General features: G+C 68.5%; 12 protein-coding genes. 4 read left to right on the top strand and 8 right to left on the bottom strand.

The annotated features are described in order from the left end of the window. Positions 1-45: 45 nt before the first annotated feature. Entirely contained in the window at positions 46-792 is a 747-nt protein-coding gene (locus ABZ822_RS15935; protein WP_360853104.1) for an SDR family oxidoreductase, read from the top strand. A gap of 101 nt (positions 793-893) precedes the next feature. Here the strand turns inward: ABZ822_RS15935 and ABZ822_RS15930 are convergent, their stop codons facing one another. After that, complete coding sequence (locus ABZ822_RS15930; RefSeq protein ID WP_360853380.1) at positions 894-2,018, bottom strand: mechanosensitive ion channel domain-containing protein; 1,125 nt, start codon at positions 2,016-2,018, stop codon at positions 894-896. Positions 2,019-2,143: 125 nt separating this feature from the next. On the opposite strand from ABZ822_RS15930, the gene ABZ822_RS15925 reads away from it, so the two are divergent. Next, complete coding sequence (locus ABZ822_RS15925) at positions 2,144-2,725, top strand: dienelactone hydrolase family protein (RefSeq protein WP_360853101.1); 582 nt, start codon at positions 2,144-2,146, stop codon at positions 2,723-2,725. A 254-nt stretch (positions 2,726-2,979) separates the two neighbouring features. Here ABZ822_RS15925 and ABZ822_RS15920 read toward each other — a convergent pair whose 3' ends face one another. The 6 genes from ABZ822_RS15920 to ABZ822_RS15895 form a co-directional block, all read right to left on the bottom strand. Next, entirely contained in the window at positions 2,980-3,816 is an 837-nt protein-coding gene (locus ABZ822_RS15920; protein WP_360853098.1) for a zinc metalloprotease, read from the bottom strand. Between the two features lie 472 nt (positions 3,817-4,288). Further along, complete coding sequence (locus ABZ822_RS15915; protein ID WP_360853095.1) at positions 4,289-5,932, bottom strand: alkaline phosphatase D family protein; 1,644 nt, start codon at positions 5,930-5,932, stop codon at positions 4,289-4,291. Positions 5,933-6,293: 361 nt separating this feature from the next. Then, a complete protein-coding gene (locus tag ABZ822_RS15910) occupies positions 6,294-7,148 on the bottom strand; it encodes a thioredoxin domain-containing protein (protein WP_360853092.1) in 855 nt (284 codons plus the stop codon). A 100-nt stretch (positions 7,149-7,248) separates the two neighbouring features. Continuing rightward, complete coding sequence (locus ABZ822_RS15905) at positions 7,249-7,932, bottom strand: hypothetical protein (protein ID WP_360853089.1); 684 nt, start codon at positions 7,930-7,932, stop codon at positions 7,249-7,251. 289 nt (positions 7,933-8,221) lie between these two features. After that, positions 8,222-8,674, bottom strand: a complete 453-nt coding sequence (locus ABZ822_RS15900) for a hypothetical protein (protein WP_360853086.1) — start codon at positions 8,672-8,674, stop codon at positions 8,222-8,224. 287 nt (positions 8,675-8,961) lie between these two features. After that, entirely contained in the window at positions 8,962-10,296 is a 1,335-nt protein-coding gene (locus tag ABZ822_RS15895; protein WP_360853083.1) for a DUF2252 domain-containing protein, read from the bottom strand. A 159-nt stretch (positions 10,297-10,455) separates the two neighbouring features. On the opposite strand from ABZ822_RS15895, the gene dnaE reads away from it, so the two are divergent. Then, the gene (gene dnaE, locus ABZ822_RS15890) at positions 10,456-13,998 is read left to right on the top strand and encodes a DNA polymerase III subunit alpha (protein WP_360853080.1); all 3,543 of its coding nucleotides are present in this window, start codon (positions 10,456-10,458) and stop codon (positions 13,996-13,998) included. A 79-nt stretch (positions 13,999-14,077) separates the two neighbouring features. Here the strand turns inward: dnaE and ABZ822_RS15885 are convergent, their stop codons facing one another. Beyond that, positions 14,078-14,269, bottom strand: a complete 192-nt coding sequence (locus tag ABZ822_RS15885) for a hypothetical protein (RefSeq protein WP_360853077.1) — start codon at positions 14,267-14,269, stop codon at positions 14,078-14,080. A 282-nt stretch (positions 14,270-14,551) separates the two neighbouring features. On the opposite strand from ABZ822_RS15885, the gene ABZ822_RS15880 reads away from it, so the two are divergent. Beyond that, positions 14,552-15,799: an NYN domain-containing protein gene (locus tag ABZ822_RS15880; RefSeq protein WP_360853074.1), complete on the top strand. Its 1,248-nt coding sequence runs from the start codon at positions 14,552-14,554 to the stop codon at positions 15,797-15,799. The last annotated feature ends 102 nt before the right edge of the window (positions 15,800-15,901 follow it).

Below are 15,901 nucleotides of genomic sequence, written 5' to 3'. Positions count from 1 at the left end.
ATCTTCAGAAACGCTTGGATCTCTCCCGGCGAGGGGATGGGCAGGATGTCGCGCACAGTCGTGATCAGCGGTGGCGGTACGGGGATCGGGCTCGCGACGGCGAGAACGTTCGCCCGGGACGGTGACCGTGTGGTGCTCATCGGGCGGCGCGCGGAGGTCCTGGAGCGGGCCGCGGCGGAGATCCCCGGCGCGTTCCCCTGCCCGGCCGATCTGACCGATCCGCAGGCGGTGGCCCGCGCCGCGCACCTGGTGTGCGAGGAGTTCGGCGCCGTGGACGTCCTCGTCAACAACGCGGGCGGCAACGGTGGCCTGGAGGCCCCGACCGGCGGAGACGACCCGCTGGCCGCCACCGCCCACGACTGGACGCTCAACTTCCGCCTCAACGTCCTCACGGCCGTGCTCCTCACCGAGGCGCTCCGCGACCACATGGCCTCACCGGGCGGACGGGTGCTCTTCCTCAGCTCGATCGCCGCGCTGCGCGGATCCGGGTCCCACGCGTACGGCTCCGCCAAGGCGGCCCTGCACCCGTACGCGTTCGCGCTCGCCCGGGACCTCGGCCCGCGCGGCGTGACCGTGAACCTCGTCGCCCCCGGCTACATCGAGGAGACCGGGTTCTTCGGCGGCGAGCTGCCGGAAGGACGGCGCCGGAAGCTGATCGACGAGACGCTCAACCACCGGGCCGGTCACCCGGGAGACGTCGCAGGGACGCTGCACTGGCTTGCCTCCCCGGCGGCCGACCACATCACAGCGCAGGTGATCCAGGTCAACGGCGGGGCCGAGCGCGGGCGTTGACGCCGCGGCACGGGAGCGGCACCGCCCGGTTCCGGCACTGCCCGGTTCCGGTTCGGTTCCGGCACCGCCCGGTTCCGGCGGCCAGGAGTCCGGCGCGGACGTCAGCGGAGGACCCCGTCCTCCCGACCCGTCCGGCCGGGGCCGCCCTCGCCGTGGTCCTTCTTGTCCTCCGCGCCGTCCGGGCCGGGACCGTACGTCTCCTGCACCGTGGCCGTGACGATGCGCGGCAGGGCGTACGGGTGCTCCTCGCGCAGCCAGGCGAGCATCCGTTCCCTGACCTCGCAGCGCACCGCCCACACCGCGTCCGCGTCCCGGGCCGTGACCAGGGCTCGTACCTCCATCGTGGTCGGCGTGCTGTCGGTGACCACCAGGCTCCAGTCGCGTCCGTCCCAAGCCGGGCACTCCTGCACGATCTCGTGCAGCCGCTCCCGCATGAGGCCGACGGGCGCGGCGTGGTCGAGATGGAAGAAGACGGTGCCGGTCATCTGCGGACCGCCGCGCGACCAGTTCTCGAAGGGCTGGCTGGTGAAGTACGAGACCGGCATCGTGAACCGGCGCTCGTCCCAGGTCTTCACGGTCAGGAAGGTCAGTGTGATCTCCTCGACCGTGCCCCATTCGCCGTCCACCACGACCGTGTCACCGATGCGGACCATGTCGCCGAAGGCGATCTGCAGTCCTGCGAAGAGATTCCCCAGGGCGGACTGGGCGGCGATACCGGCGACGATGCCGAGGAGACCGGCCGAGGCGAGCATCGAGGCTCCGAGCGTCTTCATGGCCGGGAACGTCAGCAGCATCAGGGCGATGCCCAGCACGCCGACGACCGCGGTCACGACGCGCTGGATGAGGGTGACCTGCGTGCGTACGCGCCGTACGCGGGCCGCGTCCCGCGTGCCCGTCGCGTACTTCGAGTACGCCGACTCCACGATGGCCGCCGAGATCCGGATGAGCAGCCAGGCCGTGGCACCGATGAGGACGATCGTCAGGATCTGGGCGATGCCCTCCCTGTGGGAGGTGGCGATGTGCGTCTGGTCATAGGAACTACGGACCAGGGCGGCGCACAGCACGAACTGGAGGGGTACTCTGCACCGGCGCAACAGGCCCCACAGCGGGGTCTCCGGGTGCCGGGCGTCGGTTCTGCGCAGGATCACATCGACGATCCAGCCGATGACGACGGTCACTGCCACCGAGCCGCCGAACACGAGCACCGGACGCAGCACGTCCTCCATGGACACTTCAGCTCCCTTCGGAGTGGTCGGCCGGGCGCCTGATCGCGCCCACGGCTGTCCACGTACCCACGAAGGTAGCTGGCACGATGTGAGATGAGAGATACACCGAGAGGGAAGTGACCGCCGTGCCGTCCTCGACCATCGTCCTCTTCCACTCGGCCTACGGGCTGCGGCCCGCGGTGCACGCGGCGGCCGACCGCCTCAGGGCGGCGGGCCACGAGGTGCATGTGCCCGACCTGTACGACGGCCGGACCGCCGAGACCGTCGAGGAGGGCATGGAGATCAAGGACGAGATCGGGCAGCACGAGCTGCTCAAGCGCGCGATCACCGCCTCGGCGCCGTTGTCCGACCGCGGCCTGGTCTACGCGGGCCTCTCGCTCGGGGGCTCGATCGCCCAGAATCTCGCCCTCGCGGACGGCAAGGCGCGCGGGCTGCTTCTGCTGCACGGCACGTCCGACCTCGCGGAGAGCGCCACGGCCGACGAGCTCCCGGTGCAGCTCCACGTCGCCGACCCGGACCCGTTCGAGCCGGACGACTGGCTGAACGCGTGGTATCTGCGGATGCGGCGGGCCGGCGCGGAGGTGGAGGTCTTCCGCTACGCCGGGGCCGGGCACCTCTACACCGACCCGGAGCTGCCGGACTACGACGCGGAGGCGGCGGAGGCCACGTGGTCCGTGGCTCTGGGGTTCCTCGACGAACTGGCGTGAGCGGCGCGGGCGGGCGTGAGCGGCGCGGGCGGGCGCGGGCGGGCGCGAGTGGCGCGCGTCGGCATGAGCGGCGCCTTGGCCGGGCCGGTCCGGCGGTCCCGTGAACGCGCGGCTGCCTGCCGCACATGGCGTGTGCGGCAGGCAGCACGGAGAAGGGGCCGGAACCCAGGTGGTGATCAGCGCGTACGGCGTGGCCCACTGGTCGCCGCGTACGGCGTCACACGGTGTTCAGCCCGCAGGGCGTCGGCCGGTGATCAGCTCGCGCGGTAGGCGAGCCAGGACTCCGTCATGCGCTCCACCTGACCCGGCGTGAACTGCGTCATGCACGAGTCGTACGTGTAGTCCATGAAGTTCTTGATCGGGTCCAGGCCCTCGGCGGCGCAGGTGTCGCGGCCGACCGGGCACTCGAAGGCCGGGCTCGACTCGGCCGGGGTGTCGGCGACCATGTCACCGGTGTCCGAGCATCCGTCCTGGAAGGTGTGCCACAGGCCCATCCAGTGGCCGACCTCGTGGGTGGCGGTGTCGCCCTCGTCGTAGTTGGTGGCCGAACCGCCCGGCAGGGACTCGTCGAGGACGACGACGCCGTCCATCTTCGGGTCGTCCGGGTACCAGTCCGGGAAGGTCGCCCAGCCGAGCAGACCGCCGCCGAGGTCCGCGGAGTAGATGTTCAGGGCGCTCGAACCACCCTTGCGGAGCTTGGTCTTCATGGCGCGCTCCTGGGCGCCGTCGGGCTCGAGCTGGTTGTACCACTCGGCGTTGTCGGTGTAGTCGGTCTTGACCAGCTTGAACTTGAACTGGCTGGCGGTGTTGCCGTCGCCCTTGCCCGCGAACGCCTCGTTGAGCACGGTCATCTGGCCGTCGACGTCGGCGGCGGTGAGCTTGCCGGTGGCACCGTCGTGGACGACGTGGAAGTACACCGGGATGGTGGTGGAGGCGGCGGCCCTGGCGGCGAGCATCCGGCCCTGCGGCGACTTGCGGAGCTGCTCGACTCTGCGGTCGAGTCTCTTGTCCATGGCCTTGGCCTCGGCCGCGGACACCTCACCCGGCTCCTTGGCGCCGGGCTTCCCGTACTTGCTGTGGGGGTCGGCCACGCGAGCCGCGGCGCCGGCACCGCTTGTGTCGGCACACTTTTCGGCCGACGACGCAGCCCGGTCCTGGGGTGCGGTCGCGGCGCCGGCCGGAGCCGACAGCGGGGCGAAGGCCATGGCCCCCGCCACCAGTGCGGTGCCGATCAAGCGGTTGCGAAGGCGCGGGGATATACGGGCAGTCGGGCGCATGTGGGCTCCTCGCGAGCACGGTGACGGGTGGGATTTCCGCCCGTCGCCGGGAGATTACGAGGCCCTGTCAGATCTTCAGCAGATTCGATCTGGCCCAATCAACAAGTGGGGCAATTGTGGACGTTGGTGAGAGATCTTCTGACAACTTCCCCACTATGAGACACATCGGTTACGACCGACGTAGCGGAGGTGAGTGGTGTGCCCCGGTTTGTACCCGGAACGCACCACTCACCGCGACCGCTCAGCACCAGTCGTATGCGAAATCGAAGTGGCCGAAAGTGTGCCCTCAGCGGACGGGAGCGTCCACCCTTTCGACCTTCTGCGTGCCGGACTTGGTCCGGTACGAGCGCGTCCACTTCGCCGTGGCGTTGCGGTCGCTCTTGTCGGAGACCGTGTAGTAGTCCATCTGCGTCCGCTCGGCGGCGACGTCGAGGACGCCGTAGCCGTGCGAGTCCAGGTCCACCCACTTGACGTGGCGGTTGGCCGCCTTGATGATCCCCGCCGCGGCCAGCGAGACCGTCTGCGCCGGGACGTGGAGGATGTCGTCGAGGTTGTCCGACGTCACCGAGGTCACCACGAACTCCGTGGCCGCGGACGCCGAGAGCGGATACGTGGCCGCCTTCACTGGCACGTCGTTCGCCCACGCCATGTGGATGTCACCGGTCAGGAAGACCGTGTTGGTGATGCCGCGGTCGCGCAGATGCGCGATCAGTTCACGCCGGTCGTCGGTGTAGCCGTCCCACTGGTCGTTGTTGAACGCCAGCCCCTCCTTGGCCAGCCCCAGCAACTCGAGTATCGGCTCCAGCAGATGGGCCGGCAGCGAGCCGAACGCGAACGGCGAGATCATCACCGAGGTGCCGACCAGCTTCCACGAGGCATCGGAGGAGGCGAGCCCGTTCTTCAGCCAGTCGAGCTGGGCCCGGCCCGTGATCGTACGGTTCGGGTCGTCCACGCCGCCGCTGCCGGTACCCGCCTGCTCCGACCGGAACGAGCGCAGATCCAGCAGATGCAGATCGGCGAGCTTGCCGAAGCGCAACCGCCGGTAGGTCGTGCCCTCGGTGGAGGTGCGCACCGGCATCCACTCGAAGTACGCCTGCTTCGCCACCGCCATGCGCTGCGCCCAGGCACCCTCACCGTCCGGGGTGTGGTTCTCCGCGCCGCCCGACCAGGCGTCGTTGGCGAACTCGTGGTCGTCCCAGATCGCGACGACCGGGTGCGTGGCGTGCAGGGTCTGGAGGTCGGGGTCGGTCTTGTACGTGGCGTGCCGGACGCGGTAGTCGGTGAGGCTGACGATCTCGTGGACGGGGGAGTGGGGGCGGACGACGTATTTCGCCTCCGGGTACTGGCCGGTGCCGTACTCGTAGATGTAGTCGCCGAGATGAAGTACCGCGTCGAGGTCGGCACGGGCCGCGAGGTGGCGGTACGGGGAGAAGTAACCGGACTCCCAGTTGGCGCACGAGACCACACCGAACCGTACGGAGTGGGCGGCGTCGTCGTGCGCGGGCGCGGTCCGCGTGCGGCCGACGGGGGAGGTGGCATCGCCCTGGGTGAACCGGAAGTAGTAGGCGGTGGCGGGGCGGAGCCCGCGGACGTCGACCTTCACGGTGTGGTCGGTGGAGGCGTCGGCGCTGGTGCTGCCCTTGGCGACGACCTTGGTGAAGGACTTGTCCTCGGCGACCTGCCAACCGACCGTGACCTTCGGCCCCTTGCCGGAGCCGGGCATGGCCTCGGGGGTGGGCGTGACGCGGGTCCACAGGAGCACGCCGTCGGGGAGGGGATCGCCCGATGCGACGCCGTGCAGGAAGACGGGGGCTGCGCTTTCGGCAGCCATGGCGCCGGCGGTTCCGACGAGCGGAATCAGCGCGGCGGAGGCGGCAGCGGCCTTGACGACCGTGCGGCGCGTTGTGGTGTTGGGTAGGAAATCGGTCACGGCCGATCAGATTACGGGCGAGTAGGGTCGATGTGGAGAGTGTTGCCGCCTCTTCTTGTCGTGTTCACCGCACGGGCAATCTTGGCTCCGGGGACGAAGCACGAACTGGTAGCTGCCCCGGGACCTGAGAGCGTCAGGGGGCGCGATGGGACACGTCAGACACGGAGGCTGAAACCGTCTGCGCTCGCCGCCGCAGAGTGGAAGCGCTGCATGCAACCGTCGCTTCGCCAAGAGCTGCCTCGTTGAGGCGCGTTCACTCATGGCCGTGCCGCGTCGACTGAGCGGTTCGACTGAACGGGGCGAACGCGGACGGGCGGGGTCGCATGACGCGTGCCGACAGCGACCCCGCCTGCGCCGTGAATCAGCTCTTCTGCTTGAGCGCCTTCTCGTAAGCGGCGTTGAACTGCTCAGGTGTCACGATGGGGGTGCCCTCGGGGGCGCCCTCGACCGCCATCTTCACCCCGTTGACCTTGAAGCTCGGCGTGCCGGACACGTCCTTGGCCTCGTTGAAGCGGTCCTTCATCGCCAGGGCCCACTTGTCGTAGGTGCCGCGCTTCACTGCCTTCTCGAAGGCTGCGTTGCTCTTGAGCTCGTCGACCTTCTTGGCGATCTTCAGCAGGTACGCGTCGTCGGAGAACTTGTCCTCCGTCTCCTTCGGGTGGTTCGCCGGGGAGAACAGCGCCTTCTTGTACTCCAGGAAGGCATCGGGGCTGACGTTCAGGGCGGCTCCCAGGGCGCTGAGAGCGTTCTTGGAACCGGACCCCTTGATCTGCGGGTTCTCGTCGAGGAAGGCGCCCAGGGTGAACTGCAGCTTGTACTTGCCGGCCTTCATGTCCTTGATGACCGTGTCACCACTGGCTTCCTCGAAGCTCGCGCAGACCGGGCAGCGCATGTCCTCGTACACCTCGACGGTGTTCTTGACCTTCTTGTCGCCGATGACGACGACCGTGCCCTTGTCGCCGGAGGTGTTGGCAGGCTTGGTGAACGCCGACTTCTGCGCGGTGCTCACCCAGTCTTCGTTGCTGACCTTGCCGCCGCTGCCGCCCATGTTGCTGACGGCGATGCCGATCCCGGCGGCTATGCCGAGGACGGCGACGATCGAGCCGCCGACGACGAGCTGCCGACGGATCTTCTCCCGCTTCGCCTGTCGGGCGCGCTCCTCGCGGAGGCGCTCGCGTGCGGCTGCCTTGTTTGCCTTGCTGTTGCGGTTGCTCATGGTGAGATTCCTGCTCTTCAAGTCGGTGTCGTCGTGACGTCAGCGGCGCAGTGACGTCACGACGTCACTGATGCGGTGGGGGATGTTCTGTGCCGGGACTTCAGAAAGCCGTCGGGCACGGCGGTCCGCGTCGGCCGACGGAATGAGCGAGCAGGGGGAGGAGCCGCGACGTCGGTGGGCCGAAGGCAGGCCTCGAACGATCGATGGTCTGCTCGGCCGCGTGGGACAACGACGCGACAGCGATCAGCAGCGGCCGGAAGGCAAAGCCCGCGGCTGCCCGCACCAGCCGGGCCAGCGCTGTCTCGCCTCGCCGTAGCCATGCTGCGGCCACGAGGCCGACCGCTACATGGACGGCCAGCAGTAGCCACGGCGTCATAGGGTCGGAGGACAGGTGCGGCAGTGGGGGTACGTCGTCCCGACTCGCCATCCGAGCAAGCGGAGTGCCGAAGTCCCCACCCCGGCAGAGCAGGTCCACCCCGACTGAACGCAGGGGACCCGCCACCGGACCGCCCGCATGGCCGTAACAAGCGTGCTGGCCGGCGGTGAAGACGGTGTCCGCAGCCAGCTCGAGCGGTATGAGCAGCCCGGCGATGGCGCCGAAACGGCGCTCCCGGCCTGCGACGGCGTAGGCGATGGCGAAGACGCCGACGGACAGGCCCGTGACGGTGAGGGCAGGAAGAGGGGCCCCCGAGAGCAGCACGTGTGCGGCAGCGGACATCGTCACGCAGAGCGCGCTGAAGAGCGCTGCGCGTAGTGCCCGCAGGGGTGCCCCGGATATGTCCATCGCGGAGAGTGTGCCATGACCGCGGATAAGAGGTGCCTAAGTGGTCGTACTCGTTCGTCAGGTGCGCTCGCAGGGCGCGCGAGCCTGGGGCGGTCTCACTCGGCGGACCAGTTCGGTCCAATCCAGTACGTGTGTCCGGTTCGCCCTGTAGATCCCTCGGGTCCTGGGTGGGCTGAGCCGTGAGTCGACTGCGTCTGCTTGGCGTGAGGGTGGGCGCACCGCGAAGTGCGCCCACCCATCCCGACTGCTGGTCAGCAATCAGGCGGTGACATCGAGCGGGGGGTAATGGTTAAGCCTTACCCCCGCGGTCGATCGCGCAGTATTTCTTGTCCCCGCTCGATCCGTTCTGGAGGCAAATCTCAACGCTCACCTTTTCCCCCTCCCCGATGGAGAGGTTCTTGCGGGCGCATGAATTTCCGGAGCCGTTGGTGTCCTCAACCGGAACCCAGTGGGATCCGTTGGAGTCCTGCCAGAAGATGTGGCCAATGGCCCTCATCCCGTCCGACCTGTTGTCGCAAACGGTGAATATTTCACCGTCCGAGTAGAATCCAGCAGCTCCCCCGTTGAACGGATCCGTTGTGTTGACGTAGATGTCCGTTCCGGCCACAGCGGGACTGCTGACCAGCAAGACCGCCGCAGCCGCCGCGCCGATTGCAGCCGCCAGTCGCTTGGCGTGCAATTTCATGTTCCCCCCACTTTTTTGTTGTGTGTCGGTCGGATGCGCGCGGAAGGTGAATGGCATTCGCACGCATGCTCCATATGCTTCCCCAGGTGATCCTTCGGAGTCAAGGAATTGCTTGGCGTGTCGGGCGGGGTGCGAGGGCGATAGATTGTCCCTGATGGGCGGTTTGCGCCATTGCGCTAGGTGCTCGATTGGAGAAGGGCCGACAACCTGTTGGTTGTCGGCCCTTACTCTGCCTCCGGCTTGAGACCGGGGCTGTGCGGAAACGGACCAGAATGCTCCGCGCCGAGGTCGGGGTAATCGGATGGATGAATTCCGGGATGTGTCGTTCCCGAATCCCCCCGCGGCTACAGCCCCGGGATCCGGCCGTTGCGGAACAGGTCCACGAAGATCTGGTGGTCCGCCCGCGCCCGCGCCCCGTACTCGTGCGCGAAGTCGACCAGGAGCTGCGCGAAGCCGTTCTCGTCCGCCGCGATCGCCGCGTCGATCGCGCGCTCCGTGGAGAACGGGACCAGCGAGTGGCCGCTCTCGTCGTCCGCCGCCGCGTGCATCGTGGCGGTCGCCCGCCCCAGGTCGCCGACGACCTCGGAGATCTCGGCCAGGTCGTCGATGTCGGACCAGTCGAGGTCCACCGCGTACGGCGACACCTCGGCCACCAGCTGGCCCGCGCCGTCCAGCTCGGTCCAGCCCAGCCACGGGTCCGCGTGGGCCTGCAGCGCCCGCTGCGAGATCACCGTGCGGTGCCCCTCGTGCTGGAAGTACGAGCGGACCCGCGCGTCGGTGATGTGCCGCGAGACCGCCGGGGTCTGCGCCTGCTTCATGTAGATGACGACGTCGTTCTCGAGGGCGTCGCTGTTGCCCTCCAGCAGGATGTTGTACGAGGGCAGGCCCGCACTGCCGATGCCGATGCCGCGGCGCCCGACGACGTCCTTGACGCGGTAGGAGTCCGGCCGGGCGAGGCTGGACTCCGGCAGCGTCTCCAGATAGCCGTCGAACGCGGCCAGCACCTTGTAGCGCGTCGCGGCGTCGAGCTCGATGGCGCCGCCTCCCGCCGAGAAGCGCCGCTCGAAGTCACGGATCTCGGTCATCGAGTCCAGCAGCCCGAAGCGGGTCAGGGAGCGGGCGTCGCGCAGCGCGCCGAGCAGCGCGCCCTGGGCGGTGTCGAGCGAGTAGGGCGGCACTTCGTCGTTCTTGGCGCCGGTGGCCAGCGCGTGGATGCGCTCGCGGTACGCGGCGGCGTACGTCCGCACCAGATCGCTGATCATCTCGTCGCTGAGGGCCTTGGTGTACCCGATCAGGGCCACGGAGGCGGCGAAGCGCTTCAGGTCCCAGGTGAAGGGGCCGACGTACGCCTCGTCGAAGTCGTTGACGTTGAAGATGAGGCGGCCGTTGGCGTCCATGTAGGTGCCGAAGTTCTCGGCATGGAGGTCGCCGTGGATCCACACCCGGGCGGTGCGCTCGTCCAGATACGGGCCGCTGTTCCGCCCGCTCTCGAGGTCGCTGTAGAACAGGCAGGCGGTACCGCGGTAGAAGGCGAAGGCGGAGCCGGCCATCTTCCGGAACTTCACCCGGAACGCGGCCGGATCGGCACTCAGGAGCTGCCCGAAGGCGGTGTCGAAGACGGCGAGTATCTCCTCGCCGCGCTGCTCGGCCCGGTCCGCCGTGTCCTGCTGGGACGACATCGTCGTGCGCCTCCTGGTGCCTTGTGGAGAAGGTCGTGCTTCCGGCTGTTCCAACGCGCGAGGCTACCCGCGAGTGCCCGTGGGCTGTCAGTGCGGAGGCATAGACTTCGAGCCCGAAGCCCCACCCGTCAACCGACGTCCCGCCGGAGGTCCCCAGCCGTGGCAAAGCCGCCGTTCACGCACCTGCACGTGCACACTCAGTACTCCCTCCTGGACGGTGCGGCGCGGCTGAAGGACATGTTCAATGCCTGTCAGGAGATGGGCATGTCACACATCGCCATGACGGACCACGGCAACCTCCACGGGGCGTACGACTTCTTCCAGCAGGCCACCTCCGCCGGCATCACACCGATCATCGGCATCGAGGCGTACGTCGCCCCCGAGTCGCGGCGCAACAAGCGGCGTATCCAGTGGGGTCAGCCGCACCAGAAGCGGGACGACGTCTCCGGTTCGGGTGGTTACACCCACAAGACGATCTGGGCGAGCAACCAGAAGGGCCTGCACAACCTCTTCCGCCTCTCCTCCGACGCCTACAAGGAGGGCTGGCTCACCAAGTGGCCCCGTATGGACCAGGAGGTCATCGCCGAGCACGCCGAGGGACTCATCGCGTCCACCGGCTGCCCCTCGGGTGTGGTGCAGACCCGGCTTCGGCTCGGTCAGGAGGAGGAGGCGCTGAAGGCGGCGGCCGAGTACCAGGAGATCTTCGGCAAGGACCGGTACTTCCTGGAGCTGATGGACCACGGCATCGAGATCGAGCGCCGGGTCCGCGACGGCCTTCTGGAGATCGGCAAGAAGCTCGGCATCCCGCCGCTGGTCACCAACGACTCGCACTACACGTACTCCCACGAGTCGTCCGCGCACGACGCCCTGCTGTGCATCCAGACCGGCAAGAACCTCTCGGACCCGGACCGCTTCCGCTTCGACGGCACCGGCTACTACCTCAAGTCCACCGACGAGATGTACGCCATCGACTCCTCCGACGCCTGGCAGGAGGGGTGCGCCAACACCGCCAGGGTGGCCGAGCTCATCGACACCACCGGCTGGTTCGAGAAGCGCGACCTGATGCCCCGGTTCGACGTCCCCGACGGCTACACCGAGGTCACCTGGTTCCGTGAGGAGGTCAAGCGCGGCATGGGCCGCCGCTTCCCCGGCGGCGTCCCCGAGGACCGGCAGCGCCTCGTGGAGTACGAGATGGACGTCATCATCCAGATGGGGTTCCCGGGATACTTCCTCGTCGTCGCCGACTTCATCATGTGGGCGAAGAACAACGGCATCGCCGTCGGCCCCGGCCGGGGCTCCGCGGCGGGCTCGATCGTCTCGTACGCCCTGGGCATCACCGACCTCGATCCCATCGAACACGGGCTGATCTTCGAGCGGTTCCTCAACCCCGAGCGTGTCTCCATGCCCGATGTCGACATCGACTTCGACGAGCGTCGGCGCGCCGAGGTGATCCGGTATGTGACCGAGAAGTACGGGGCCGACAAGGTCTGCATGATCGGCACGTACGGCACCATCAAGGCCAAGAACGCGATCAAGGACTCCGCACGCGTCCTCGGCTACCCGTACGCGATGGGCGACCGGCTCACCAAGGCCATGCCCGCCGACGTCCTCGGCAAGGGCATCCCGCTCTCCGGCATCACCGACCCCGCCCACCCCCGCTACAGCGAGGCGGGCGAGATCCGGGGGATGTACGAGAACGAGCCGGACGTGAAGAAGGTCATCGACACCGCGCGCGGCGTGGAAGGCCTGGTCCGGCAGATGGGTGTGCACGCCGCGGGCGTGATCATGTCCAGCGAGAAGCTGACCGACCACATCCCGGTCTGGGTGCGCCACTCCGACCAGGTCACCATCACGCAGTGGGACTACCCGACCTGTGAGTCGCTGGGCCTGCTGAAGATGGACTTCCTCGGCCTGCGGAACCTCACGATCATGGACGACGCGGTCAAGATGGTGAAGGCCAACAAGGGCATCGACCTCAAGCTCCTCGACCTGCCCCTGGACGACCCCAAGACCTACGAACTGCTCTGCCGCGGTGACACCCTCGGCGTCTTCCAGTTCGACGGCGGCCCCATGCGCTCCCTGCTGCGCATGATGAAGCCCGACAACTTCGAGGACATTTCCGCGGTCTCGGCCCTCTACCGGCCCGGCCCGATGGGCATGAACTCGCACATCAACTACGCCCTGCGCAAGAACGGGCAGCAGGAGATCACACCGATCCACCCCGAGCTCGAGGAACCTCTGCGGGAGGTCCTCGACATCACCCACGGCCTCATCGTGTACCAGGAGCAGGTGCAGAAGGCCGCCCAGGTGCTCGCGGGCTACTCCCTCGGCCAGGCCGACCTGCTGCGCCGCGCGATGGGCAAGAAGAAGAAGGAAGTCCTCGACGCCGAGTTCGTCAACTTCCAGAAGGGCGCCCGCGACAAGGGGTTCTCCGACGAGGCGATCCAGGCCGTGTGGGACGTGCTGGTGCCCTTCGCGGGGTACGCGTTCAACAAGGCGCACTCCTCGGCGTACGGCCTGGTCACCTACTGGACCGCGTACCTCAAGGCCAACTACCCGGCCGAGTACATGTCGGCGCTGCTCACCTCCGTGCGCGACGACAAGGACAAGTCGGCGGTCTATCTCAACGAGTGCCGCCGCATGGGCATCAAGGTGCTCCCGCCCAACGTCAATGAGTCCGAGGCCAACTTCACCGCCCAGGGTGACGACGTCATCCTCTTCGGTCTCACCGCCGTGCGGAACGTCGGCCAGAACGTGGTGGATTCGATCATCCGCAGCCGCAAGTCGAAGGGGAAGTACACCTCGTTCCCCGACTTCCTCGACAAGGTCGAGGCGGTGGTCTGCAACAAGCGCACGGTCGAATCCCTCATCAAGGCCGGCGCGTTCGACGAGATGGGCCACACCCGCAAGGGCCTCACCGCGCACTACGAGCCCATGATCGACAATGTGGTCCAGGTCAAGCGCAAGGAGGCCGAGGGACAGTTCGACCTCTTCGGCGGCATGGGGGAGGAGTCGGGAGACGACACCCCGGGCTTCGGACTGGACGTCGAGTTCTCCGACATCGAGTGGGACAAGGCGTATCTGCTCGCGCAGGAGCGGGAGATGCTCGGTCTCTACGTCTCCGACCACCCGCTGTTCGGTATCGAGCACGTCCTCAACGACAAGGCGGACGCCGCGATCGCCCAGCTCACCGGTGGTGAGCACTCCGACGGCGCGATCGTGACGATCGGCGGCATCATCTCCGGACTCCAGCGGAAGATGACCAAGCAGGGCAACGCCTGGGCCATCGCGACCGTCGAGGACCTGGCGGGCTCCATCGACTGCATGTTCTTCCCCGCCACCTACCAGCTGGTGTCCACCCAACTCGTCGAGGACGCGGTCGTCTTCGTGAAGGGGCGGCTGGACAAGCGGGAGGACGTGCCGCGGCTGGTCGCGATGGAGCTGATGGTCCCCGACCTGTCCGAGGCTTCCGCCAACGCACCGGTCACCATCACCATCCCGACGGTGAAAGTGACCCCGCCGCTGGTCGAGAAGCTGGGCGAGGTGCTCACCCACCACCGGGGCAGCACGGAGGTCCGCATCAAGCTCCTGGGGGCGCGGAAGACGACCGTGCTGCGGCTGGACCGGCACCGCGTCACCGCGGACCCGGCGCTCTTCGGGGACTTGAAGGTGCTGCTCGGCCCGTCCTGTCTGGCCGGCTGACCAACCGAACAACCGGCGCCGAGGGGCGCGACCTGTGCGGTCGCGCCCCTCGGCGTGCTGGGCTGCCCTCCGGCGACGGTCAGTTGTGACCGAAGCTGCTCTTCCGCTTGCGCTGAGGGGACGACTCGTCCTGACCGGAGGAGTGCGGCTGCTGGCCCTGCGACTCCGGGGACCGGTCCTGCGAGTTCGGGCCCTGCGCGCGCTCGCCCGGGCGCTGCGACGCACCGCGGTTCTTGGGCTGATTCCGATTCTGGTTCCGGTTCTTGGCCATGATCGCCTCCTGTGCGGGGTCTGGAACGTGGCCTGCGGCCCGGGCGGGAGCCGGAACCGCTTCGGATCAACGCTCGCACGGCCGGACACGGAACGCATTCTGAACCATTACCGTGCGTGAAAAGGGCGGGTGGGGCGGTGCCTTGCGTTGCCCCGTCCCCACTCGCCACGCCGATGATCGAGTTCCGACTGATAACCCTCGTACGGTCGGGCAGACTCGAAGTAAATCCGATGCAAAAGCGCCGTTCCGGGGGGCGACGGTCTTCACGAAAGAGGGTGGAACGTGGACCGCTGCGTCGTCCTGGTGGACGCCGGCTATCTGCTGGGCGCTGCCGCGAGCCTCCTCGCCGGAGAGCCCGCACGGGCCCGCATCACCGTCGATCACAGCGCGCTCATCCAGGGGTTGAGAGAGCGCGCCGAAGCCGACACCGAGCGTCCGCTGCTGAGGATCTACTGGTTCGACGGTGCCCCCGACCGCGTCCCGCAGCCCGAGCACCGGCGGCTGCGCGTGATGCCCCGCGTCACCGTCCGCCTGGGCGCTCTGACCCGCAGCGACGGGCGCTGGGCGCAGAAGGGCGTGGACGCCGCCATGCACGCCGAACTGACCGAACTCGCCCGCAATCGAGCGTGTTCCGACATCGTCCTGGTCACCGGTGACGGCGATCTGCTGCCCGGACTGATGGACGCGAAGGAGCACGGCGTCGCCATCCATCTCTGGGCCGTGCAGGCGGCGGACGGTGACTTCAACCAGTCCGAGGACCTGGTCGCCGAGGCCGACGAACGGCGCGTCCTGGACCGCGTCTGGATCACACAGGCCGTACGGGCCAAGGATCTTGTGGGGCCCTGCGCGCCGCCGCCCGCCCCGGGGCCCGAGATCGCCGCGATCCTCTCCGCGCCGCTGCCCGAGTCCTCCGCCCAGGCGCCGGCCACCGAGGCGGGGACGGCGCAGAGTTCGCGGAACGGTTCGGCCGGTCATGCCCAGCCCACGTCGTCCACCGGTGAGACCACGGGCAGCAAGGGCGTACCGACCCCGAAGGACCTCGCCGGACTCGGCCGGGCGCACTCCGGCGGAGTCCACGCGCCGCACCCGGCCCAGCCGCCCGCCGGGAACGCCACCCTGCGGTGGTCCTCCGACCGCGGGTGGGTGGAGCGCGGAGGCACGTCGGAGTCACCGGAGATCGCGGCCCTCCCCACCCTCGCCCAGCTCACCAGCGCCGAGCAGCGCTGGGCCGACCGCGAGGAGGACATCACGGCGGTCAGCGGCGACCCGTTCGAGGTGGGCCAGGTCTTCGCCCGCCGCTGGACCGAGCGGCTGACCTCCCCGGGCCAGCTCCAGCACGTCTCGACCGAGTACCCGCGCATTCCGCACCGCATCGACGGCGAGCTGCTGCGGTACGCGGCCCGCTTCGGCCTTCTGGCCCACAAGGACGACCAGATCGACGAGCACGACCGCTATGCGATCCGGGCCGGCTTCTGGCGCGAGTTCGACACCCGCACGGCGGCCGACCGCACCCCGCCCGCGTCCGGCTGATCCGCCGGCAGCCGGACGGGCCTTCCGGAAGAGGTCGCTTTTCGGGGCGGATCGGGCCCCGCAGGGCGTGGCGGGGTGCCGGACGCGTACTCTCGTTGCTCG

The sequence above is a fragment of the Streptomyces sp. NPDC047108 genome, assembly GCF_040643575.1.
GTDB lineage: Bacteria > Actinomycetota > Actinomycetes > Streptomycetales > Streptomycetaceae > Streptomyces.
The sequence above is the reverse complement of the archived record's forward strand: the minus strand, read 5'-3'. Positions and strand labels throughout refer to the sequence as shown.

What these genes read in the sequence shown, in the direction of transcription:
- ABZ822_RS15905 (WP_360853089.1), bottom strand. Translation starts at nt 7,932, where the DNA reads ATGGACATATCCGGGGCACCCCTGCGGGCACTACGCGCAGCGCTCTTC.
- ABZ822_RS15910 (WP_360853092.1), bottom strand. Translation starts at nt 7,148, where the DNA reads ATGAGCAACCGCAACAGCAAGGCAAACAAGGCAGCCGCACGCGAGCGC.
- ABZ822_RS15895 (WP_360853083.1), bottom strand. Translation starts at nt 10,296, where the DNA reads ATGTCGTCCCAGCAGGACACGGCGGACCGGGCCGAGCAGCGCGGCGAG.
- ABZ822_RS15885 (WP_360853077.1), bottom strand. Translation starts at nt 14,269, where the DNA reads ATGGCCAAGAACCGGAACCAGAATCGGAATCAGCCCAAGAACCGCGGT.
- ABZ822_RS15900 (WP_360853086.1), bottom strand. Translation starts at nt 8,674, where the DNA reads ATGCCATTCACCTTCCGCGCGCATCCGACCGACACACAACAAAAAAGT.
- ABZ822_RS15930 (WP_360853380.1), bottom strand. Translation starts at nt 2,018, where the DNA reads ATGGAGGACGTGCTGCGTCCGGTGCTCGTGTTCGGCGGCTCGGTGGCA.
- ABZ822_RS15935 (WP_360853104.1), top strand. Translation starts at nt 46, where the DNA reads ATGTCGCGCACAGTCGTGATCAGCGGTGGCGGTACGGGGATCGGGCTC.